The 22,522-nt window shown below is 61.3% G+C and carries 16 protein-coding genes; 12 read left to right on the forward strand and 4 right to left on the reverse strand.

All coding sequences use genetic code 11. The features are described 5' to 3' along the window. Positions 1–321: 321 nt before the first annotated feature. Together ABGM91_RS02885 and ABGM91_RS02890 are read left to right on the forward strand one after the other, a co-directional pair. Entirely contained in the window at positions 322–2,349 is a 2,028-nt protein-coding gene (locus ABGM91_RS02885) for a Sip1-related alpha-galactosidase (protein ID WP_354833526.1), read from the forward strand. A gap of 31 nt (positions 2,350–2,380) precedes the next feature. Then, positions 2,381–3,286 (forward strand): hypothetical protein, encoded by a 906-nt coding sequence (locus ABGM91_RS02890; RefSeq protein ID WP_354833528.1) that lies wholly within the window; start codon positions 2,381–2,383, stop codon positions 3,284–3,286. Positions 3,287–3,353: 67 nt separating this feature from the next. Here the strand turns inward: ABGM91_RS02890 and ABGM91_RS02895 are convergent, their stop codons facing one another. After that, positions 3,354–4,229, reverse strand: a complete 876-nt coding sequence (locus ABGM91_RS02895) for an alpha/beta hydrolase (RefSeq protein WP_354833530.1) — start codon at positions 4,227–4,229, stop codon at positions 3,354–3,356. A 65-nt stretch (positions 4,230–4,294) separates the two neighbouring features. Between ABGM91_RS02895 and ABGM91_RS02900 the strand changes: the two genes are divergently transcribed. The 9 genes from ABGM91_RS02900 to ABGM91_RS02940 all read left to right on the forward strand — a co-directional run bounded on the left by ABGM91_RS02900 (position 4,295) and on the right by ABGM91_RS02940 (position 17,289). After that, on the forward strand, positions 4,295–5,227 hold the full coding sequence (locus ABGM91_RS02900) for a hypothetical protein (RefSeq protein ID WP_215429381.1): 933 nt from the start codon (positions 4,295–4,297) through the stop codon (positions 5,225–5,227). 48 nt (positions 5,228–5,275) lie between these two features. Then, complete coding sequence (locus ABGM91_RS02905; protein WP_354833532.1) at positions 5,276–5,824, forward strand: DUF308 domain-containing protein; 549 nt, start codon at positions 5,276–5,278, stop codon at positions 5,822–5,824. A 12-nt stretch (positions 5,825–5,836) separates the two neighbouring features. Next, complete coding sequence (locus tag ABGM91_RS02910; protein WP_354833534.1) at positions 5,837–6,616, forward strand: HesA/MoeB/ThiF family protein; 780 nt, start codon at positions 5,837–5,839, stop codon at positions 6,614–6,616. A 36-nt stretch (positions 6,617–6,652) separates the two neighbouring features. Next, positions 6,653–7,624 (forward strand): KpsF/GutQ family sugar-phosphate isomerase, encoded by a 972-nt coding sequence (locus ABGM91_RS02915; RefSeq protein ID WP_215429375.1) that lies wholly within the window; start codon positions 6,653–6,655, stop codon positions 7,622–7,624. Positions 7,625–7,738: 114 nt separating this feature from the next. Next, positions 7,739–8,524, forward strand: a complete 786-nt coding sequence (locus tag ABGM91_RS02920) for a YdjY domain-containing protein (RefSeq protein WP_354833536.1) — start codon at positions 7,739–7,741, stop codon at positions 8,522–8,524. A 6-nt stretch (positions 8,525–8,530) separates the two neighbouring features. Then, the gene (locus ABGM91_RS02925; protein WP_290566069.1) at positions 8,531–9,709 is read left to right on the forward strand and encodes a prenyltransferase/squalene oxidase repeat-containing protein; all 1,179 of its coding nucleotides are present in this window, start codon (positions 8,531–8,533) and stop codon (positions 9,707–9,709) included. A gap of 132 nt (positions 9,710–9,841) precedes the next feature. Next, positions 9,842–10,306, forward strand: a complete 465-nt coding sequence (locus tag ABGM91_RS02930; RefSeq protein ID WP_290566068.1) for a DoxX family protein — start codon at positions 9,842–9,844, stop codon at positions 10,304–10,306. Positions 10,307–10,436: 130 nt separating this feature from the next. Beyond that, positions 10,437–11,264, forward strand: coding sequence for a serine O-acetyltransferase (gene cysE / locus ABGM91_RS02935; RefSeq protein ID WP_290566067.1), 828 nt, complete (start codon positions 10,437–10,439; stop codon positions 11,262–11,264). 202 nt (positions 11,265–11,466) lie between these two features. Next, positions 11,467–17,289, forward strand: coding sequence for an autotransporter domain-containing protein (locus tag ABGM91_RS02940; protein ID WP_354833539.1), 5,823 nt, complete (start codon positions 11,467–11,469; stop codon positions 17,287–17,289). An 82-nt stretch (positions 17,290–17,371) separates the two neighbouring features. On the opposite strand, the gene ABGM91_RS02945 is transcribed toward ABGM91_RS02940, so the two are convergent. The 3 genes from ABGM91_RS02945 to ABGM91_RS02955 all read right to left on the reverse strand — a co-directional run bounded on the left by ABGM91_RS02945 (position 17,372) and on the right by ABGM91_RS02955 (position 21,365). After that, the gene (locus ABGM91_RS02945) at positions 17,372–18,661 is read right to left on the reverse strand and encodes a glutamate-5-semialdehyde dehydrogenase (protein ID WP_354833541.1); all 1,290 of its coding nucleotides are present in this window, start codon (positions 18,659–18,661) and stop codon (positions 17,372–17,374) included. After that, positions 18,658–19,425 carry a glutamate 5-kinase gene (gene proB, locus ABGM91_RS02950; RefSeq protein ID WP_354833543.1) on the reverse strand — a complete coding sequence of 256 codons (768 nt, stop codon included), beginning with the start codon at positions 19,423–19,425 and terminating at the stop codon, positions 18,658–18,660. Before proB ends, ABGM91_RS02945 begins: the two co-directional genes overlap by 4 nt. Before the next feature lie 491 nt (positions 19,426–19,916). Then, positions 19,917–21,365, reverse strand: a complete 1,449-nt coding sequence (locus ABGM91_RS02955; RefSeq protein WP_215429354.1) for a catalase — start codon at positions 21,363–21,365, stop codon at positions 19,917–19,919. A gap of 246 nt (positions 21,366–21,611) precedes the next feature. Between ABGM91_RS02955 and ABGM91_RS02960 the strand changes: the two genes are divergently transcribed. Continuing rightward, entirely contained in the window at positions 21,612–22,355 is a 744-nt protein-coding gene (locus tag ABGM91_RS02960; RefSeq protein WP_354833545.1) for an acyltransferase, read from the forward strand. Positions 22,356–22,522 lie beyond the last annotated feature (167 nt).

Raw genomic sequence — 22,522 nt, forward strand, 5'->3', positions numbered from 1 at the left:
AATCCGTAAAATTTCATCAATGATGTAATATATTCAACATGAAATTATTAATTTTATTTAGCCGGCATGTTTGCTTAAATCGGAAATGGCGTATGATCCATTTCCAATGGGTGAAATCATTGGAAAATCAGGAATTCATCTCTTTTTAAATTGACCCCGGATTCACAATCCGTCTTCACAGGAAAAAGGAGGGAACCGGAACGGAAAAATCATTTTTTGCTCGTCTCCGGGAAATGCTCTGCCATCATAACGCAACGTCTTTTTTCCTGAGAACAGAGGCGCGCATCCCTTCAACGGCTTCCTTAACTTAATGATGATCCCATGAGAGCGTTCACCTTCCCGGCCCTTGTCCTGGCGGCCCTGACCGTCTGGACCGCCGCAGCCCAGACCCAGATATCCTCCATTACCCCTTTGCCGGGGAAAACCGCGCGGCCCCTTCCGGTCCCTCCCTACCAGTCCTTCTGCTGGTTTTCAGCGGACCGGGGCCGCTGGCCCGGAGACGGCAACCGGGTTCTGCCCTGGTTCGGCAAGACGGACCCCGGCAACCTGCTGGACAGCAAGCCGAACCCCAGCACTGCCAAGCCCGGGGACCATGCCATGTTTGCACTGTTCCACCTGAAGGACGGGCGTTTCATGGCGGTGCTCCCCGTCGCTACTCCTGATTCTCTCGCGTGGCTGAAGCTTGATGGAAACGGCAAATTCCTGGTGGAATACGGTACGCTGGGAACTTCCACGGTTAAGCCGCAGCCAGTGCTGGCCGTCACTGCCGTGGACAAGGATATTTACCGCGCCTGTTCCGCCGCATGGAGCAAAGCCCTCTCCCTCCCCTTCATCAAGGGAAGAACCTTCCCCCGTGAAAAAAAGGCCTACCCGGAACCGTTCAAATACCTGGGCTGGTGCAGCTGGGAGCAGTATAAAAAGAATATCTCCTCCAAACTGCTTGAACAGACGGCCAGCCAGCTGGAGGCCTCCCCCGTTCCCGTCCGGTGGATCCTGGTGGACGACGGCTTCCAGACCCAGGAGGGCCTTAAACTGATCAGCTTCCAGACCAACAAGGGCAAGTTCCCCCAGGGATGGGCGCCACTGATGAAGCACAAGAGCCCCAAATTGAAGTGGATGGGGTTATGGCACTGCTACTACGGCCTCTGGAACGGCATCCACCCCAAACACCGGCTGGACGCCCAGACGGCCCGTGGGCTGGTCACCACCTCCAAGGGGAAAATCCTTCCCGGTGACGGTCCCGGAGGAGCCGGGGCGTTTTACGGCCCGTTCCTTCAGTCCGTCAAGGACGCCGGGTTCGACTTCGTGAAGATTGACGTGCAGGCGGAATACCTGAAGCACGCGGACGGTCTGGACAACCCGGTGCACCACAACACCAAGTGCTCGGAGGCCCTGGAGCAGGCCTGCCGGAAAATGGGGCTCAACCTGGTCAACTGCATGGCGCAGGGCACCGTCAATATCCAGAATACCCGCTACAGCGCCGTCACCCGGTGCAGTATTGACTACAAGCTGGGGGATGAAGCCATGGGCAAGTCCCACATCCTCCAGTCTTATGCCAATACGCTCTGGCTGGGGCAGACCGCGTGGCCGGACCATGACATGTTCCACTCCACGGACCCCACCAGCGCGCGGCTCATGGCCGTCTCCAAAGCCGTTTCCGGCGGCCCGGTTTATCTTTCAGACCCCGCGGACAAGCTGAACCCGGAACATATCATGCCCCTGGTGTGGTCTGACGGCCTGCTGCTGCGCCCGCTGGCTCCCGCCGTTCCCCTGCCGGACTCCGTCTTTCTGGACGCCATGAACGAGAACCGCCTTTACCGGGTGATCGCCCCCCTGCCCGGCCAAAGCGCCGCCGTAGTGCTGTACAACCTCAGGCACCCCTCCCCGGCGGAACCGGTCCGGGGCAGGATTTCCCTGACGGATTACAACAATGCCGCAGCCCTGTTGAACGGCAAGGCGGCGGAGGCGTATGCCAGCCTTCCCCCGGAAGGAATCGCGGCCTATTCCGCAGAAGGCGGCCGCGCCCTGACCCAGGAACAGCCGGAGCTGGACGTGGAGCTCACGGGCTTCAAGGACCGCCTGTTCATCATGGCCCCCATCGTCCGGGGCTGGGCCGTCATCGGCAGGGGTGACAAGTTCCTCTCCCCGTGCGCCCTGGCCGCCGCTCCGGAATACGGGGCGGACGCCCTGCGTTTCCGCGTGAAGGAGTCCGGCCCGGTGGTCGTCTGGCACGGGAAAAGCGCCGTCAAGGCGGGAAATACCCCTGTCAAAGACCTGGGGAACGGCTTTTATGAATTGCAATTCCCCGTCTCCGACCGTCCGCTGGACATCACGGTGACGGCTGAATGATGCCGGTCCTCTCCAACCAATTCTTCTTCCTATGCATACGCTGCGCTCCCTGCTGATTTCCTCCCTTCTGCTCCCGTTCTGCTGGCACGCTCCGGCCTCCGCCCTCCCGGCGCCGGAAACCGTGGAACCCAAACAGGCCATTGAACAATTCCTGGGCCTGACCGCCATCTGGATGCTGGAAATGGAATGGACCCACGCCTATGCCAACAAAACGCCCAAGGCGGAGGACTTCCGGAACGCCATGCTGGCGGCGGGGCTCCAGCAATGCCCCGCGGACTTTCAGGAAGCATGGCTGCGGCAGGCGGACAAGCCGGGGCGCAATTACGCGGCCCCCGTCCTGCGCAAGTACGGCGTGAGCCTGAAGGACCTCCGGGAACGGCTCCAGGGCAAACTGTTCAAGATCAATCCCCAGGTGCGTCCGCCCATCCCCCTTTACGACGAGGATGAACAAATTCCCCGCATGGACCCGCGCACCTGCGGAGACCCCAAGGCCATTCTGAACGCCCTGGCCGTCCTGCGCGCGCAAATCATGGGCCTGACCCCGGCCCAGCTGGCCAAGGCCAGGCAGTCCATTGAACGGGTCATGCTGGAATTCACGCTGGCCTACATGGAAACCGCCATCTGCATGAACAGCGGAGGCATCCGGGAAAGCCAGGTGAAGGCGCTCTTTTCCCCCATCAGCACGGAGGGATGCCCGGAGGATTTCCGGCGCGCCTGGCAGCACGACCTGCCGTTCTTCCTGAAAGGGCATTTTACAGGACCGGAACTGACCCTTTCCACCGTCTGCAAGAAATACGGCGCCAGCGAACAGGAGGCTTTCCTCAAGGTTCGCAGAAAGATGAAGGAATGGGATATCCAGCCGCCCACCCCGCAGACGCAGCCCGCCTTCCGCCGGGACATGCAGGAAATCCGGGAGAACATGCTGGGTGGACGCTGACAGGAAAACACCCCACACCCTCCGCATATTTCACGGGCGGCACATCCACCGGACATTCCTCTCCGGGTCAGCCCAGCAATCCGGCATCCATCCCCTCGCTATACTCCCAGATGCCCTGCTCCACCATGAAGGAGCTCCAACTGTTGAGCAATTGCTCAAAGTAGGCGGCATTCACATTGAAATGGTAAAACGTGTGGTCCGCCACATCCAGAAGCTCAAATCTGGAGCGGTTCTTCTTTTTCCGCCACAGTTCCGCCAGCCGCTCGCTGTTGCGCCACGGCAGCAGCCTGTCCCTTCCGCCATGGCTGGCGAACAGGGGCGGCAGCCCTTTCTGCACGCGCCGCAGGGGATTGACGGCATCCCGCTGGTCCGGCGGCATCATGCCGCCCAGCTTAAAGGCGGACTGCGCCGCCAGGTCACACACGCCGCGGAACAGGGCCACGGCGGCGGGACCGGGAGGAAGGGGGGCCTTTTTACGGAACAGGGACCAGCGCGCGGGATGGTCCGGCAGGGCCGCATGCAGGGCCATCAGGCCGCCCGCATCACTCCCCGCCACGGTAATGCGGGCCGGGTCCAGCCCCAGCAAAGAGGCATTTTCATACACCCAGGCCCAGGCTTCCCGGCCCTCTTCCAGAATGTCCATGGGCTCTACCTCATAGGCGCCCCGGGTGCGGAACATGGGAATGATGCCCACAATACCCTGCTGCGCAAGGTGCAGCGCCCACGGGACAAAGTCCCCCAGGCTCTTGCCCACCCACATGCCGCCGTGGAAGAACAGCACGGAGGGCGCAGACGCGGCCGCATCATGGCCGGGAGGAAAAAAGACATACGCCATCAGCTCCTCCCCGTCCGCAAACCGCCTCCACACAAAGCCGGGCTGGTCCCGCAACAGTTTCCTGTACCGGGCTTCCGCCAGATGATCGGCTTCCGTGAACAATTCCATAAGAACGGCTTCATGATGCAATTGTGTTGCACTCCGCGCAAGTTTGATGTCTAAATAATCGTGTAATGACTTTTCGTTCCCTTCTCACCATGGCGTGCTGCGCCGCAGCCCTTCTCACTTCCGCATCCGCCGCTCCGCAGCCCGGAGACGCCAAGCTGAGGGACGATCTGGACGTAGCTTACAACACCTGGCGCCTGCATCTGCTGCGCGGCAACTATGACGGGTGGAGGGCCACCACCTCCGCCTACCGCCAGGTGAAAGTGCGCAATCTGGCCGTTTCCGAGAAACGCCCCTTCCCCGCCTCCCTGTTCCGGCAGCCCATGGCCCCCCCCGCGCTCGTCTCGCTGATGTACGTGGGCTCCGTGGTGGACGGCCCCACGGCAGCGGCCACCTATTACGGCAAGGTGGACCTGGGACTGGGCCAGGAACCTACGGACGCCAATGCCCTGGTCCTGCTGTTCACCCATGAAAACGGCAAATGGAAATATGACCAGGCGCGCTTCTTCAACCTCACCCGCCTGCCCGCCGTCAAGGAACGCCTCAAGCGCGGAGACGCCACCGTCCTGATGGAGCAGGACGGCTTCCAGCCCCTTGGGAAAATTCCCGCCGTGCCGCCCGTCTGCCCGCCGCCCAAATACATCGCAAAAATTCTGGTGGACTGCCCCGGCCGCACCGTGAAGGCGAACGTGAATAATATTTCTCCTCATGAATTCGACAACACGCGCCTGGCGGAAGTCATCTCCGGCGGCCTGCGGGACGGTACGAACTCGCTCACGCTGAACTTCTCGGACAGCCCGAACGGCAAGAAAGGCGCCGTCCTCGTGGAAGTGTACATCATGCCGGAAATCCCGGGGCAGCTTCCCGCCAGGGCGTTCTCCTACTTCGTGCCCCCGCAGGCGCACCCCAGGAGCGGCCCCGTGCTGATCAACGTCACCCCGGAGCTGCTGAAGACCATGGACCCGAAAAACACTCCCCAGGCGGCAGTCCCCGGCAAATAAAATCGTCATTCTTCAACGTTTCCGCTGCGGGTCCGGTCATACCGCCATATGACAACTCAACCTCAAGTCAGCAGCTCCTCGGTATCCGGCAACTCATGGTGGATGGGTATCCTTGGCGTCATCGAGCTATTTCTTGGCTTCATCGCCCTCGCTTCTCCCTGGATTGTCGGGGCCAGCTTCATCTGGGTCATCGGCATCATGCTGATGATCCTGGCCGTCGTCCGGCTTATCCACACCTTCACCGTTCCCTCCTCCCGCTGGTGGAACCTGGTGACGGCCATCCTGTACGGCATCGCGGGCTGGTTCCTGTTCAAGGATCCCAATGTCTCCCTGGCCATCACCACGCTCATCATCGGGTGGGGGCTGGTCATCGCAGCCGTCTTCCAGGGTGCCATCTGGTTCCAGACCCGTTCCCTGCCCGCCAGCGGCTGGCGCCTGTTCAACGTCATCATCACGCTGATCCTGGGCCTCATGGTCATCTTCGGCTGGCCTGAATCCACAGCCTGGTTCATCGGCACCCTGATTGCGGTGGAACTGATCTTCTCCGGCTGGACACTGCTCCTGTACGCTTTCAGCGGCAGCTCCTCCCGCCGTTAATCCCATAAGTCAATGCCCCTCACCCAGGAAGAAACCGAACGCTACGCAAGGCATCTTTCCCTTCCGGAACTGGGTGAGGAGGGCCAGGAAAAACTCAAACGGGCGCACGTCGCCCTGACGGGCCTCGGGGGACTTGGTTCCCCCGCGGCCCTTTATCTTGCCGCCGCAGGTGTGGGCAGCATCACCCTGATTGACCCGGACACGGTCAGCCTCTCCAACCTCCAGCGGCAAATCCTGCACGCCACGGATGCGGAGGGTACGGCCAAGACCGCCAGCGCCGCCCGGAGCCTACGCGCATTAAACCCCGCCGTGAACGTCATGGAAGTCCGCACCCGGCTCACGCCGGAGAACGCCGGGAGCCTGCTGGAGGGGTGCCACCTTGTCCTGGACGCTTCAGACAATTACGCGGCGCGCTTCGCCATGGCGGACGCCGCCTGCGCCCTGCGCCTTCCCCTGGTGTACGGAGCCGTGAAAGGGTTCCTGGGCCAGGTAGCCGTATTCGCCCCCCATGAGGGCACCGCCTGCTACCGCTGCCTCTTTCCCTCCGGCACGCCCATGGAGGAGGAAGACACCGCCTCCGCCGCCGGCATCCTGGGCGCGCATGCGGGCATGATCGGCTGCATCCAGGCGCTGGAAGCGGTAAAATACCTTGCCGGCATTCCCTCCCCGCTGGTGGGGGCCATGCTTTCCGCAGATACGCTGCGCATGCGTTTCACCACCGTTCCCCTGGCGCCCAATCCCGCGTGCAAATGCCGGGAAAACGGGCGTGAGGGAGCCGCAATGAAAAATTGACGCCCACAGGGGCATCTGGCATCATTCCCGCCAGATATGAATCATTTAACACGCGCCAAATCCGTTTTTGAAATGGAGATTGAAGAACTGCGCGGCGTCCTGTCCCGGCTGGATGACAATTTCAACCAGGCCGTGGACCTCATGTCCCGGGCGCTGGACCGCGGCAACAAGATTGTCATTGTAGGCGTGGGCAAATCCGGCAACATCGGGGCCAAAATCGTAGCCACCCTGAATTCCACGGGAACGCCCACCGTCCTGCTGGATTCCCTGAACGCCCTGCACGGGGATCTGGGCATTGTCCAGGACGGGGACGTCTGCATCGCGATGTCCTTTTCCGGGGAGACCACGGAACTGCTGGCCCTTCTCCCCTTCATCAAACGCTTTGAACTGCCTATCATTTCCATGACGGGCAATACGGCCTCCTCCCTGGCGAAGTACTCAGACATCGTGCTGGACACGGGCGTTTCCCGTGAAGCCTGCCCGCTGAACCTGGCCCCCACCTCCAGTACTACGGCCATGCTCGTCATGGGGGACGCCCTGGCCATGGCCCTGGTGGAAGCGCGCCACTTCACCGCGCGGGACTTCGCCAAACGCCATCCCGGCGGCTCCCTGGGCCGCGCCCTGCTCACCAAGGTGGGCGACATCATGCGAAAGGGAGAAGAAATGGCCATCCTGCCGGAAACCGCCTCCGTGAACGACTGCCTGAAGGCCATGACCACCGCCCACACCGGCGCCTGCATCCTGCTGACGGCGGACAACAAGCTGGCCGGCATCTTCACCCACGGGGACTTTGTCCGGGCATACGGAGCCAATCCCCTCATCGGGGAGCAGCCCGTCAGCGGCCTGATGACCCGCAACCCCATCTACGTGATGGAAGACGACCTGGCCGCCGAGGCGGTAAAAGCCGTCAGCAACCGCCACATTGACGACCTGGTGGTGCTCAACGCAGAGATGGCTCCCGTAGGCATCATTGACCTTCAGGACCTCGCCAGAATGAAACTGGTCTAAAACCGCCCCCTCCCACTTCTTTAAGGCATCCGTGATTCAAAAGTAACAAATCAATCACGGATGCCTTTTTCATTGAACCGAAGCTTTCCTTTTTACAATCTAATTCCCATAAATATGTTCCTGAAATTTACGATCACCCTGCTTGCCTGCTCCTGGGGCCTTGCCCATGCGCAGGACGTCTCCACCCCCGCGGGCGCCCCGGAGGCCCCTGCGCCGGAGGAAGCCCCGCGGGAAATCCCCCTGCCGGACGGCAAAACGGTCCCCAAGTTCGAGCCCCTGGACGAGCACCGCATCAAGATCGGCAACGTGATCGTGAACCACAAGGAACGCACCGTCAGCTTCCAGGCCCAGGTGAACATGAAAGAGGGCATTCTGGAATACGTCTGCTGCATGCCCAACGGCAAGCTGCATGAATCCCTGCTGGTGACGGAGGCGGACCCCCTGCACATCAGCCTGGGCATGACGCTGCTCAAATTCCACCGCTTTGAAAAGTTCTTCCCCGTGCGGGATGAAAACTTTGAATGGCTCCCCTTCACGGAGCCCAAGCCCGCGGACTATGCGGACTGCTACGTGCAGGTCGTCATGACCTACACGGAGAACGGCAAGGAGCAGAAGAGCGACTTTTCCGACATCGTCGTAAATTCCCAGACGCGGAAGGGGCTGGACCCCAACGACTGGCTTTACACCAACTCCTTCTTTTACGAAGGCGCCTACCAGGCCAGCCTGAGCGGTGAAGTAATCTCCATCTTCGCCAGCCGCACTTCCCCCATCAACTACATCGGCGACTTCCATGACGGCGTCAACGACACGGGCTGGATCGTCAACCCGAAGAAGAACCTGCCCCTGGGCACGAACGTCACCGTCACCATTTCCCAGAAACCGGTCCAACCCAAGCAATAAAACATCATGTTTAAATCTGTACTTACATTAACGCTGGCCGCCGCGCTGGGCACAGCCGCCTTCGGCCAGACCACCCTGACGGCCGTTCCCGGAGAAGCGGCCTCCTCCAAATACGCCTCCATCAGCCAGGAAATCCTGCGCGCCATTGAAAAGGGAAACGAATACCTGAAGAGCAAGCAGAACCCGGAAGGCTACTGGGCGCAGCCCTCCTACCCGGCCCTGACGGCCCTGGCAGTCACCGCCTACATGCGCGACCCCGCCAACCAGGGCAAGCCCGTTCCGGAATACATCCGGAAGGGGTATGACTTCATCCTGAAATCCCAGAAGGAGGACGGCTCCATCTTCAACCGCGGCATGTCCTCCTATAACACCGCCGTGTGCATGATGGCCCTGCTGGCCGCCAACAAGGAGGAATACGCCCCCGCCATCCTCAAGGGCCGCGCCTACCTCATCAAGCAGCAGAACCACTTTGCCCCGGACAACCCCTACAACGGCGGCATCGGCTACGGGGACAAGCAGGCCCCCCCCATCGCGGACCTTTCCAACACCTCCCTGGCGCTGGAAGCCATTTACTACTCCCAGAAGCTGGCCAAGGACGGAAAGTACGGGGAACAGCCGGACCTGGACTGGAACGCCGCCACGGAATTCATCAACCGCTGCCAGCAGAACCCCGCCGTGAACAAGGAACCCTGGGTGTCTGATGACAAATCCCAGCTCGGCGGCTTCGTGTACCGTCCGGGCGTAGCCAGCGCCAAGGATAAAAAGAGCGCCGCGTTTGACAAGGCGGAGCCGCCCAAGGCCTACGGCAGCATGACGTATGCCGGCATGCAGTCCCTCATTTACGCCAATGTGGACAAGAATGACCCCCGCGTCAAGCTGGCCCTCAAATGGCTGGAAAACAGCTACAACCTGGATGAAAACCCCGGCATGGGCGTCCAGGGCCTTTACTATTACTACCAGGCCATGTCCAAGGCGCTGAGCGCCATGGGTATTGACACTCTGACGCTGGAAGACGGCCGCAAGGTGGACTGGCGGGATGAACTGGCCGGCAAGCTCATCTCCATCCAGAAGAGCGACGGCTCCTGGGTAAACACCAACAACCGCTGGTGGGAGGCGGACCCCGTGCTGGTCACCGCCTACTGCGTGCTGGCTCTGGAACAACTGTACCACTCCATTCCCCGGTAACCGAACCGTCCGCAACAATTCCGCTTCAAAGGCCGGAAAGGAAGGCAATGACCTTCTTTTCCGGCCTTTCCTATTCTACGCAATGAACGGCGCAGACAAGAAAAGGGTCTTTTCTTCAATCATTTCAAATTCATGGATACCATTGATTCCATTACCATCATCGCGGCGGCATGGGGGCTGCTGGTCCTCCGGCTTACTCTGGCCATGATCCTGTGGCCCCACGGCGCCCAGAAGGTGCTCGGCTGGTTCGGCGGCGCGGGATGGAATGGAACCTACCTGGCCTTTACGGAAAAAATGGGCATTCCGCCCTTCTTTGCGAAAGTGGCCATGGTCACGGAATTCGTCGCGCCCATCTGCATGGCGCTGGGCTTCTTCACCCGCCTAGCGGCCCTGGGCGCCATCATCCTGATGGCCGTCGCCATGACCAAGCACGTCAAGAATGGCTACTTTGCCAACTGGTCCGGGAAAAAGGCCGGGGAAGGCGTGGAATTCCACCTTCTTTATGCGGGCTGCGCCCTTGCCCTGCTGCTGACAGGCCCCGGCCCATGGTCCGTGGACGCCTGGTTCATGAACATTTTCCACGTGATCTTCGGCTAACGGGCAAATCCTGCGCGGCGCCATAGGACGTACTTTCCAGTTCTCAAACGCGGCGCACTCTGGTACTCATGAAGGAGCGGCCTTCCAGCCCGGAAGGCCGCTCCTTCCTTTTTCAACCTTTCCGCCAGCCATGACCAGCCTGAAACGCACAAAACTCCGCCGCTGCACCAATTGCGAATGCGTGATCAACGGAGTATGGGACTGGGTGGTGGAATGCGCCCGTGAGGCGGCGGAGGAAGAACCCGCCATGCGCGGCATTCTGGATGACGTGTGCCTGTCCCGCAACTCCCTGGCCACCTCCATCGCGGCGCGGCTGGCGCGCAAGCTTTCCCGCCGGGACATGCCGCGGGAGCTGATTGAACCCCTCATCCGGGAGGCGCTGGCGGAAGACCAGAACATCCTCAGCCAGATCGCCCATGACCTGATCGCCATCGTGGACCGGGACCCCGCGTGCCGCACGCCGCTGGAGCCCCTGCTCTTTTACAAAGGGTTCCACGCCATCACCACGTACCGCATCTCCCACTGGCTGTGGAAGCACGGGCGCACGATCATGGCCCTTCAGTTCCAGAGCCTGGCCAGTGAAGTCTTTGCGGTGGACATCCACCCGGCGGCCGTCATCGGCTGCGGCATCCTGCTGGACCACGCCACCAGCTTCGTGGTGGGGGAAACCGCCATCATCCGGGACAACGTATCCATCCTGCATGAGGTCACGCTGGGCGGCACGGGCAAGGAAGAAGGAGACCGCCACCCCATTGTGGAATCCGGCGTCCTGATCGGCGCCGGGGCCAAAATCCTGGGCCGCGTCACCATCGGCGCCTGCGCCAAGATCGCCGCCTGCTCCGTCGTTCTGGAAGACGTCCCGCCCCATACCACGGTAGCTGGCGTTCCCGCCGTCATCGTCAGCGACTCCATTCCGGACAATCCCGCGCTGGACATGAACCAGTGCCTTTGCGATTAATGCGGCAACGGATTAGGAATCCGTTATTTACCGCTGAAAACACGGTGGAGCGGCAGCCCTGCAAAAATCAGGGGAAAAAGCAAGCTTTAAAAAGACCAGTCGTAGGACAATAGTCTCAATCTCAATGTATTGGAATCTATAATATACTAATCTTCAACATTTTGAGTTGAGGACGGATTCCTAATTCGCATACTGCTAGGATATGCGTTTAAGATTACCCCTCTCTCTGAGATACGTTTTACTGGCGTGCGCCGCCCTGTTTACCACTGTGGCCTCCGCCTCCGTTTCCAACGGGGACCTGGGCAACGTCATGTATGTGGGGGACTCCGTCACCCATGGCGTCAATGGCGGTTCCTGGCGGTGGGCCATGCACAAAATTTTTGCGGATAACGGCATCAGCTATACCGAAAAAGGTATCATGACCGGCAACCATAGCGGCGGAGTGGCTGCGGGAACCTCCTACGGCGGCAGGGTTTTCCAGAATCTGCATTCCTCCGCGGCCAGCGCGCGCGCCTATGAAATAGCCGGCAGGGCGGACGGCAGCAGCTACGGGCGGTTTAACGGTTCCAACCTCAAGAACTGGCTGGGCCTGAGCACGGAAAAGACCAAGGGGGGAACCTACACGGGCCAGACCCTCACCGGGGCCAACACGCCGGATACGTTTTTCCTGCTGGCCGGGACCAACGACCTCCTTTCCGACAATAACAACAGTACGCTGCACCTGCGCCTGGACGGAGTGACCTACCTTCTGCTGAACGATATGGATTCCATGGTTTCCTCCATCCGCACTGCCAACAGCAAGGCGGACATTTTCGTGATGACCGTCCCCTGCTGGACGCAGCACGCCAACGGGAACATGGATGAAACGCACCAGGCCGTAGCCACGTACAACGAATCCCTGAAAGAATGGGGCGCCAAAAACGCCGCCAACGGAGTGAAGGTGATTGATATTAATGCAGGCATCATTGACGTGGCCAGCTCCAACCCCTTCTTCGGGGTGCATTCCATGTTCAACAATCCCACGGCGGACGGCCTGCATCCCAATGCCCAGGGAGACCTCCTGATGGCCGGCAACATGGCCAAGGGCATGGGCTACGCCGGGCGTTCCGCCGGACAGGCCAGGAAGGCCGCCCACGAGCTGGGCGTCAACTTCGGGCAGGCCCCGGCCATCACCCAGCAGACGCTGACGGCCAAAGGCTTTACCGCCAACAACGTCACCATCTCCAACAACACGATCAACTTCAACAAGTCCGGCAGCAGCACCCTCACCTACAACTGGGGCGCCTCCCAGGGACAGTCCGGGGGGTACACGGTAGATTTCACCCTGCGCCTGGGCAACGGCGCCACGGGCGGCTGGGACACCACGAACAATTTCTCCCTGAATCTGGGCAACGGAACACTGAACGTCAATGAGGCGTACATCCAGTGGGGAAGCACCATCCTGTACTCCAAGGACATGTCCGCCAATGCGGACGCCATCCGCGTGGCCTACGTGGCGGGAGACAATGCCAACGGCCTGGGCGCGGGCTACTACATCTGGCTGGGGGACGTCCTCATCGGTGAAGCGCAGACGGCGGCGGGAGCCAGCTCCTCCGGACTCACCTTCAGTTATTCCGGCACGCTGGACGCCATCCTCTCCAATCTGGCGCTGGACGGCTCCCTTTCCTACGCTCCCGCCACCGCCGGCATCACCGGCCCGGAAGCCCTCTACCTGGTAAACGGAGGAAAACCATCCCTCCTTAAACCGGGCATGATTGAATGGACCACGGATGCCGCCGCCACCGCCATAGCCACGGCCGGGGCCAACGCCACGTACAATGTCCGCAACGGCACCAGCTCCAACATTGCCGTCATCACGGGAACGGGAAGCACCAAATTCATTTACGCCAACAACGGAGCCTACGGCAGCGCGGACAGCCACCAGGACCTGTGGGTGACGCTGGGGGAAGGCATTAGCAGCAATAACGGCTGGATAGGCGGCCACACGTCGGGCGACCTGTACGGGGACATCCACCTGCGGCTGGCGGAAGGAGCCATCGGCAAATCCACGGTATTCGGCGTCGTCAACGGCGGTACCGTCCACGGGGACATTTACCTGGAATTCTCCTCCTCCACGGGAACCTATGACACCTCCTTCACCAACGGGGAGGCGGACCGCACCTCCGTGGCGGGAGCCTATGCCACCGCCGTGGACGGAGACATCACCCTGGTGTTCAATGACGGCGTGTTCTCCCACCGCATCTTCGGCGGCCTTTACACCGGGACCCAGGTCATCTCCGGCTCCACCTCCATTTACATCAATGGCGGGACGTTCATGAATGAAATTTATGCCGGGAACAAGACGCAGGGCACCATTTCCGGGGGAACCAGCCTGACCATTACCGGAACGGACGCCATCCTGGGGAAGGCGGACGGCGACACTTGGGCATGGACGCTCCTGTGCGGCGGCAACAAGGCCAGCGGCACCATCAACGGAGGCACCACCATCACCCTGAAGGATATTGCCGCCACCACCGGAGACGGGTCCGAACACAAGTTTGACAAATACGCCGGCACCATCGACGGCAAGGGGGGCGGAACGGTGAACGGGGAAAAGAAGCTCGTCTTCAACCACTACGCCGCCAGCTTCCTGGGAACGCTCCAGAACTTTGACAAGGTGCAGGTCACCGGAAATTCGGACCTGGCGCTGGACCTGGCCCTGGGCGATACGGTTACCTCCCTGGCCGTGGATGAAGGCTCCGCCCTACGGTTCAACCGGGACCAGGGGGCCACGCTGGACATCACCAACAACGGCACGATCCGCACCTCGCACAACCTGACCCTCAAATCCGCAGACACCGGAACCGGAACCTACCGGGTGGAGGGAGGAACGCTGGACCTGGCCGGGCAGGCCGTATCCGGCAGCATCTCCATCTCCGCCGGGGCGCTTGCCAACACGGCGGGACTGGGAGCCAAAAGCGTTTCCGTCTCCGGCATCACCGGAAACATCAACCTGGGGGGCCTGGACGGCAGCAAGCTGAACTCCATCAACATGGGAGCGGGCGCCGGAACCATCTCCGGACTGGCGGGCCATGCGGACCTGTCCGGTGCGGATACCCAGTTAAGGCTTTCCGCCGCCAACATGGGCGCGGACGGCGCGGGAGCCATTCTGTTCAACGACCCGTCCGGTTCCAGCCTGACGCTGGGGAATCTGACCCTGACGCTGACGGCGGATGCCGTGGCCCTGCTCACCGCTCCGGGGGATTACGCCTTCCACATCACCAACGGCACGCTGCATGCGGATACCAACCACATTACGCTGAGCGAATACAACGGCATGGCGTGGGACATCACCCGGACAGAAGGCGGCCAGGTGATTATCTCCTTCGGCCAGCTGGACGCCCTGATTATTGACAAAGGAGGCATCAAGACCATCACCTCCTCCGACACGCTGGGGGCAACGCCCAGCGTCACCAACAACGGAACGCTGAATATCAACCTGTCCGGGGCAACCGCACCGGAAGACAAGAAGACCACCCTCCGTTACCTGGCGGGAACGGAATCGGATGCCATGGTGAATACCGGGACGGACAGCAGCGTGGTTATCACGCTGCTGAATGAGACCTCCGCAGACCCGGACAAACCCGGCAATACCGCTTACGCAGGCTCCATTGAAGGGGCGGCACAACTTGTCAAGGACGGTGGCCAGAGGCTGACCATTGACGGCCGGGTCACCGCTGCCGCGCTGGACGTGCAGGCCGGGGAGCTGGTGCTGCAAAACCGGACGCAAAGCTCCATCATTTCCGGCGCGCTGAATGTGGAACAGGATGCCGCGCTGACCCTGAATTCCGCCTCCCTGGCCGCTACGGACCTGACGGGCTCCGGAACCGTCAACCTGAACGGGGGGGCCCTGCTCACCATCACCAGGGACACGCTTTCAGACCTGATGCTTAACGCTGCCATCACCGGCACGGGAACCTTGAAGCTGGATAACTGCAACCTGATTCTGGGCGCGGACAGCAACCTGGGAGAAGACGTACTGCTCCATCTGGGCGGCGGCAGCCTGCGCCTGCGGGACGGCTCCACGATTGCCCTGGAAGGGCTCCACCAGGACCGGGAGGGCGGCGCGCTCCACCTGGGGGCGGACGGCCATCTGGAACTGGCCTCCGGCGACGGCAAAACCTACTCCTTCAAGGGGGACATCACCGGCACAGGCTCCATCACCCACCGCGGGGAAGGCACGCAGATCATCCTCTCCTCCGGGAACGGCCATGTGGACGTCAGCCATACGCAGGCGGGAGGCCACCTGGTCCTGGGAGACAGCGGCCTGGCCGCTGGCGGCTCCATGGCCTACCGGGACATCTCCCTGGGCAGCAATACCCGTGACGCCGCCAATCCGGACGTCACGGCGGACCTTTCCCTGCTGAACGACACCACGGCCAATACGCTTTCCGTCGCCTCCAACGGCAAGCTGTACCTGGGCGGCAATCCCAACCAGAGGGCCGTGCAGCTGGTGCTGACCGGCAATAACGGCGGCGTGGCGGCGGACCTGGCTTCCGGCTCCACCCTGGATATTACCGTGAATACGGAAACGCTGGCCCGCACGGCGGACAACGCCTGGGCCTCCGTGAAGGCGGAAAACGGCTCCATCCGCATCACCGGGGCGGAACCGTCCATCAATGTCAACATTTACGGCCTCGGCACCGCCGGGGACTGGGCCATTCTGCCGGAATTCACCGTCAACGCCCTTTATGCGGAAAACGGCCTGGTCACGGCTGACGGGGATACCTGGACCGCGGACATGGTGAATCTGACTTATGCGGGCTTCGCCAACCTGGTTTACGGTATTGACAAGCTGGTCTCCGGCGACGGCAAGCTGTTCCAGGTCCACTTCACCAAACTGGGGGACAGCCCGCTGAAAGGCTACGCCTCCACGGACAACCAGAAAGCCGCGGCGGCCAGCCTGTGGGCCGTTACCTCCTCCCCGGAAAACATCACCCCGGCCATGCTGGAATTCCTGAACGCCGTGGGAACGGCCCAGGCCCTGGGAGACGCCGGCACCATCCAATCCGCCCTTTCCTCTTATGCGGGGAGCGGCGTGACCGCCCTGCACTCCGCCCAGAAGGGAGCCCTGAAGGACCAGGTGCTGCACCTGCGCAACCGTCTCACCCAGATGGGAGCCTCCACACAGTACATCAATGACGACCTGCCCCGCTTCAACGCCTGGATTGAAGGGGAAGGCGGCTACCGCAAGCGGGACGACCGCACGGACGAATCAGGCTACAAGCTCAACACCTGGGGCGGCACCTTCGGCTTTGACGTCACGTGCAGCGACAGCTTCGTGTGGGGCGCGGCCTTCTCCGCCAGCTACGGCGACCTGGACGCCTACATGGCGAACGGCGATCTGGACTCCTATTACGGCAACCTGTTCTTCCGCATTCAGTCCGGCCGCTGGGCCCACAACGTCATTCTCACCTACGGGTGGAATGATGCCTCCCTGGACCGCACGGCGGGCGTTCCCGGCGCCATGTACACCATGCACGGCAGCACCAGCGGCAGCAGCTACGGCGTGTTTTATGAAGGCACCTATGACCTGTACCTGAACGAAAACAAGACCTCCGTGTTCCAGCCCCTGGCAAACGCCTCCGTCTACAGGAGCCGCATGGACGGCTTTACGGAATCCGGCGGCCTGGGCATGAGCGTGGACGACATGGAATCCACCTACGGCACCGTGGGGCTGGGCGGCAGGCTGCGGGGGGAACTCTCCAGCAACCTGGCGGGCCGCGCCTGCATGGGCGAACTGCGGGCACAGGTGGTTCAGAACCTGGGCGACCGGAAGGCGGCGGCTGCGCTGACGCCCGTAGGCGCGCCGGGAGCGGGTTTCCGCGTGAACGGCTCCCGGGAAGAAGCCACCGGCTTACAAGTGGGCGCGGGGCTCACCATTCCGGTGGGTTACACAAGCTCCGTCTTTGCGGACGTTAATGCGGACTTCCGCAGCCGGGCCAGCAGCGTCAACGGCAGCATCGGCTACCGGATGACGTTCTGACCGGACCTCTTCAGGGGTGTGTACAAGCGGGAGCATCGCGGCCATGCTGCGGTGCTCCCTTTTTCATGGCGGGCGGCCCTGTTCAGGCGCGGTTCTTCCCCGGAATCCGGGAGGGGTCTTTCATTTGTCCACTGCCTTCAATAACGTACTTGTAGGAGGTCAGCTCCCGCAGGGCCATCGGCCCGCGCGCATGGAACTTGTCCGTGCCTATGCCTATCTCCGCGCCGAAGCCGAACTCCTCCCCGTCACTGAACCGCGTGGAGCAATTATGGTAAACGCAGGCGCTGTCCACCCGGCGCATGAAATAATCACGGGCCTGCGCATCCTCCGTCACAATGGAATCACTGTGGTGGGAGCCGTAGCGGTTCACATGCTCCACCGCGCCGCGAACGCCGTCCACCACCTTTACGGACAGGATCAGGTCTTCATACTCCGCGGACCAGTCTTCCTCTGACGCGGCGGCGGCTTCCGGACCGAAAAACGGCCTGCTCCGTCCGCACACGCGGCACTCCACGCCGCGCAGGCGCATGCGTTCCGCCGCCATGGGAAGAAAACGTTCCGCCACGGCGGCATCCACCAGCAGGGTTTCCGCCGCGTTGCAGACGCCCGGCCTCTGCGTCTTGGCGTCGTCCAGGATGTTGACGGCCATCTCCAGGTCCGCCGCGGCGTCCACGTACACATGGCAAACGCCGTCCAAATGCTTCAGCACGGGCACTCTGGCGTACTCCATGACAGTGCGGATGAGCCCCTTCCCGCCACGCGGAATAATGACATTCAGGCAGGAATCCAGCTCACACAACTGCCGTACCTCGTCACGGCTGCCTGAAGCCAGAAGCTGGAGGGCGTCCACCGGAACGGCGGACTCCTTTAACGCGCCGCGCAGCGCCTCCGCCAGAACGCGGTTGGTGCGCAGGGACTCGCTCCCGCCGCGCAGAATGACCGCGTTGCCGGACTTCAGGCACAGGGCGGCGGCGTCACAGGTCACCGTGCCGCGGCTCTCATAAATAAAGCCGATCACCCCCAGGGGCACGCGCACCTGGCTGATATGCAGCCCGTTCGGGCGCGTCCACTCACGGATGCACTCGCCCGCGGGGTCGGGCAATTCCGCCACCTGCTCCATGCCGTGCGCCATGCGCTCCACGCGGTCAGGGGTCAGTAGCAGCCTGTCCAGAAACGCGGCATTGCGCCCGGCGGCCCCGGCCTCCTCCATGTCCAGCGCGTTCTCCTGCAAGACGCGCGGCGCGGCGGCGCGTACCGCCGCGGCCATGAGGCGCAGGGCCTCCGCCTTTTCCTCCGGCCCTAGGGCCAGCATCTCCCGGGAAGCCGCCAGGGCGGCGCGCCCCACCGGTTCAAGAGGATTTTCCGCAGTCATCTTCCCGCTCCTTTCGGCACAAAAAACGTTCCGGCGCTTTCCGAACCACCCTCCAGCAGCAGGCCGATGCGTTCCGGATGGCGCCCATGCATCATGTAAGTGCCTATGCCCGCATTCACGGCCTCCCGCACGGCCTGGAGCTTGGCGCTCATGCCGCCCATGGAAAAACGTCCACGGTCGTCCTCCGCAAACGCCAGGACGGCGTCCACATCCTCCACCCGGGGAATGATGGCGTCACGGCTGCCGCCGGGGGGATACAGGCCGTCCACGCTCGTCAGGATGAACAGGGCGTCCGCCCCCACCATGCGCGCCATGTGGACGGAAAGAATGTCGTTATCCCCAAACTTCAGCTCTTCCACGGAAACGGTGTCATTTTCATTCACGATCGGGATAATCCTGCCGTGCTCAAACAGGCGCATCAGCGTGGCCTGCACGTTGGGGCGGCGGCGTTTCAAATCCTCTGCCGTCAGCAAAAGCTGGGCCACGTCCACATCAAAATGGCTGAAAAGATTCTCATACGTCTGCATCAGCCGCGTCTGCCCCACCGCCGCGCAGGCCTGCTTCAATGACAACTCCTGCGGATAAGACGGCAGCCCCAGCACGGACACTCCGGAACCGACGGCGCCGGAACTCACCAGAACCACCTGGTGCCCCTGCTGCATCAGGTCCGCCAGGGCGCTCACCAGATGCACGATGGAAGAACCGTCCAATGTCCCGTTTTCACGGGTCAGCACGCCCGTCCCTACCTTCACTACGATTTTCATACGTCTGCCCCCTATTATACATCACACGCCGTTCCCGCGGGAAGGAGAAAGCACGTTCTTCCCGGCCAAAGTCCCATCCGCACGGCGGTGCCGTCCCTTCCCTGAAAAACGGCTGCCGCATGGCTCAGGAATCAGGAACGGTTTCCCTCCATCAAAAAAACCTTGCGAATCCCGCCCTCTCTTTCCCCCGGGAGGTTTCATTCAAAATAACTTTTGAGTAACAAAGACTTCCGGCAAAAGACAACCGTTGACACGACCACATGCAGGGAGCATGGTGGAACCATGCCCGTGGCCCTTTCCCTTCTGCACGCCGGAGCTGTGCGCTTTTCTTCCATTTTCGCGGAAGAAGGGCAGAAGGGCCTCCGGGGTCCGGAACATCTGTGAACCTCCTCCCGGCAAGCGCCGGACAGGGCGCCCCAACACCAGAAAAAACCGGACGGGAGCTTCCGCAACAGGAAGCTTCCGTCCGGGAAAGGTTCTAGCGGGTACGGCTACCCTTGAAACATGCCCAGGGCCCTGGCGACGCCTTCCCCGTATTCCGGATCGCATTCCATGCAGTGGTCAATGTGGCGCTGCTTGATGAAATCCGGCGCATCCCCCATGGCGCGGGCCGTATTGCCGTACAGGGCTTCCCTCTGTTCCGGCGTCATCAGGCGGAACAGGGCGCGGGGCTGGGAATAGTAGTCATGGTCGTCCTCATGGAAATCCCAGTGCCAGGCCGCGCCGTCCAGCTCAAGCGGCGGTTCACGGAACTCCGGCTGTTCCTTCCATTCCCCGTAGCTGTTCGGTTCATAACCCAGCGTGCTTCCCGCATTGTCGTCCACGCGCATCATGCCGTCCCGGTGGTAGCTGTGGAACGGACAGCGGGGAGCATTCACGGGAATCTGGTTATGGTTCACGCCCAGCCTGTACCGCTGGGCGTCCCCGTAGGAAAACAGGCGCCCCTGGAGCATCTTGTCCGGGGAAAAACCGATGCCGGGCACGACGTTGGCCGGATTGAACGCCGCCTGCTCAATCTGGGCGAAGTAGTTGTCCGGGTTCCGGTTGAGTTCCAGCACGCCCACTTCCATGAGGGGGTAATCCCCGTGCGGCCATACCTTGGTCAGGTCAAACGGATTGAAGGGGCATGCCTTCGCCTGCTCCTGGGTCATCACCTGGATGTACATCGTCCAGCGCGGGAAGTCTTTCCGTTCAATGCTTTCATACAAATCCCGCTGATGGCTTTCCCGGTCCTTCGCGATGATCGCTTCCGCCTCCGCATCCGTCAGGTTCCTGATGCCCTGCTGGGTTTTGAAATGGAATTTCACCCACACCCGTTCGTTATCCGCATTCAGCATGCTGAACGCATGGCTGCCGAAGCCGTGCATGTGGCGGTAGGAGGCTGGAATGCCGCGGTCGCTCATGACCACGGTAACCTGGTGGAAGGCTTCCGGAAGGGAGGTCCAGAAGTCCCAGTTGTTGCGCGCGCTCCTCATGTTGGTGCGCGGATCACGCTTGATAGCGTGGTTCAGGTCCGGGAACTTGAGCGGGTCACGCAGGAAGAAAACCGGCGTATTGTTGCCCACCAGGTCCCAGTTGCCTTCCTCCGTGTAAAACTTGATGGCAAAGCCGCGGATATCCCGTTCCGCGTCCGCCGCGCCCCTCTCCCCGGCCACCGTGGAAAACCGCACCAGCAGGTCCGTCTTCCTGCCCACCCCGGAAAACAGTGCCGCCCTGGTATACCGGGTGATGTCATGAGTCACCGTAAAGGTGCCGAAAGCTCCGGAGCCCTTGGCGTGCATGCGCCTTTCCGGAATAACTTCACGGTCAAAATGGGCCAGCTTTTCCAAGAACCATACGTCCTGCAACAGCATGGGGCCGCGGGGGCCGGCCGTAAGCACGTTTTCATTATCAGAAACGGGAGCCCCGACCGACGTTGTCAAATTCTTTTGATCGCTCATGGTTTTTTATTTATAATTATTATAAACTAATTTTTTCAATGGTGTCAACAAAGTTTCTTTCAAATCCCGGGAAGGAAGGCAGCCTGCCTCCGGCCTCCTTCCGCGGAGGGGAAAACGGACCTGGGAATGCCGTTCCGCCTGGAAAACCGGCGTTCCGGAGGTGGCCCGTTCCGCCATTTTTCCACTTGACCCTGAATGGAGAATCCGGGACAGTGCTTTTCTCGATGAAGAATCGGGGTTTTCATCATGAACCGTTTTCTTGCAGCAATCTATTGCAGCCTCTCTTTTTCTTCGCAAACCAGAAAAAAACGCCGTATCCGCCTGGGCTTGAAGTCAGGGGGAGAAGGGTACGTGAACCCGGAAGGGAACCGTATTTTTCTCATTCATCCTTCCGGAGAAAAACAGCTTGTGGAGCCGTTCCAGATTCCCGGCTCCGTCCGGCTGAACATTGAGGGGGAACACAACACGCTCATCTTCCATGCCCCGCTCTCCTTAAACAATGTTTCCATCCACATCTGGAAGCATGTCCGCGGCGTGAAAATGGAATTCGGCTCTTCCGCGGCCGATCACAGCCACTGGAACAATGTGAGCATTCTGGCGGCGGCATCCGGAAGCGCCCTGTCCATCGGCCATTCAACGAGCATCGAAGGACTAACGGTCGTCCTTGCGGGCGGCCAATGCCATATTGGGAACGATTGCATGCTGTCTTCCAAAATCACCATTTGGGCAAACGATTCCCATCGCCTGATGGACGCGGACACCGGGGAACTGCTCAACGGCCGGCCGCAGGGCGTCTTCATTGGCGACCACTGCTGGATTGGGCAGGGAGCCGTCTTCACCAAAAACGCCATCATCCCGGCAAATACGGTTGTAGGCCTGCAAGCGGTCGTCACCAAACCCTTCCGGGAGGAATTCACCGTTCTGGCGGGGAACCCGGCCAGAGCCATCAAAAACAGGGTCAAATGGAGCCGTGAAAGAGAAATGGGGTAAGGCGCCCGCCACGCTACCCCGCAGCACCATGGCCTGAACCGTCTGCGCATGCCGGGCGGGCTGCCTGGGGCTTCCGGGAGGGAATGTCCGGCGCTTCCATCTTCAACGCTTTCCGCGTTTCCGCCCTGTTGCCGGAGACGCATTTTAGGCTTTCAATATGTGGCTGA

It is taken from the genome of Akkermansia muciniphila, assembly GCF_040616545.1.
GTDB classification, from domain to species: Bacteria; Verrucomicrobiota; Verrucomicrobiia; order Verrucomicrobiales; family Akkermansiaceae; genus Akkermansia; species Akkermansia muciniphila_E.

Coding starts and splice junctions, on each gene's coding strand:
- ABGM91_RS02885 (WP_354833526.1), top strand. CDS start 322: ATGAGAGCGTTCACCTTCCCGGCCCTTGTCCTGGCGGCCCTGACCGTC.
- ABGM91_RS02890 (WP_354833528.1), top strand. CDS start 2,381: ATGCATACGCTGCGCTCCCTGCTGATTTCCTCCCTTCTGCTCCCGTTC.
- ABGM91_RS02895 (WP_354833530.1), bottom strand. CDS start 4,229: ATGGAATTGTTCACGGAAGCCGATCATCTGGCGGAAGCCCGGTACAGG.
- ABGM91_RS02900 (WP_215429381.1), top strand. CDS start 4,295: ATGACTTTTCGTTCCCTTCTCACCATGGCGTGCTGCGCCGCAGCCCTT.
- ABGM91_RS02905 (WP_354833532.1), top strand. CDS start 5,276: ATGACAACTCAACCTCAAGTCAGCAGCTCCTCGGTATCCGGCAACTCA.
- ABGM91_RS02910 (WP_354833534.1), top strand. CDS start 5,837: ATGCCCCTCACCCAGGAAGAAACCGAACGCTACGCAAGGCATCTTTCC.
- ABGM91_RS02915 (WP_215429375.1), top strand. CDS start 6,653: ATGAATCATTTAACACGCGCCAAATCCGTTTTTGAAATGGAGATTGAA.
- ABGM91_RS02920 (WP_354833536.1), top strand. CDS start 7,739: ATGTTCCTGAAATTTACGATCACCCTGCTTGCCTGCTCCTGGGGCCTT.
- ABGM91_RS02925 (WP_290566069.1), top strand. CDS start 8,531: ATGTTTAAATCTGTACTTACATTAACGCTGGCCGCCGCGCTGGGCACA.
- ABGM91_RS02930 (WP_290566068.1), top strand. CDS start 9,842: ATGGATACCATTGATTCCATTACCATCATCGCGGCGGCATGGGGGCTG.
- cysE (WP_290566067.1), top strand. CDS start 10,437: ATGACCAGCCTGAAACGCACAAAACTCCGCCGCTGCACCAATTGCGAA.
- ABGM91_RS02940 (WP_354833539.1), top strand. CDS start 11,467: ATGCGTTTAAGATTACCCCTCTCTCTGAGATACGTTTTACTGGCGTGC.
- ABGM91_RS02945 (WP_354833541.1), bottom strand. CDS start 18,661: ATGACTGCGGAAAATCCTCTTGAACCGGTGGGGCGCGCCGCCCTGGCG.
- proB (WP_354833543.1), bottom strand. CDS start 19,425: ATGAAAATCGTAGTGAAGGTAGGGACGGGCGTGCTGACCCGTGAAAAC.
- ABGM91_RS02955 (WP_215429354.1), bottom strand. CDS start 21,365: ATGAGCGATCAAAAGAATTTGACAACGTCGGTCGGGGCTCCCGTTTCT.
- ABGM91_RS02960 (WP_354833545.1), top strand. CDS start 21,612: ATGAACCGTTTTCTTGCAGCAATCTATTGCAGCCTCTCTTTTTCTTCG.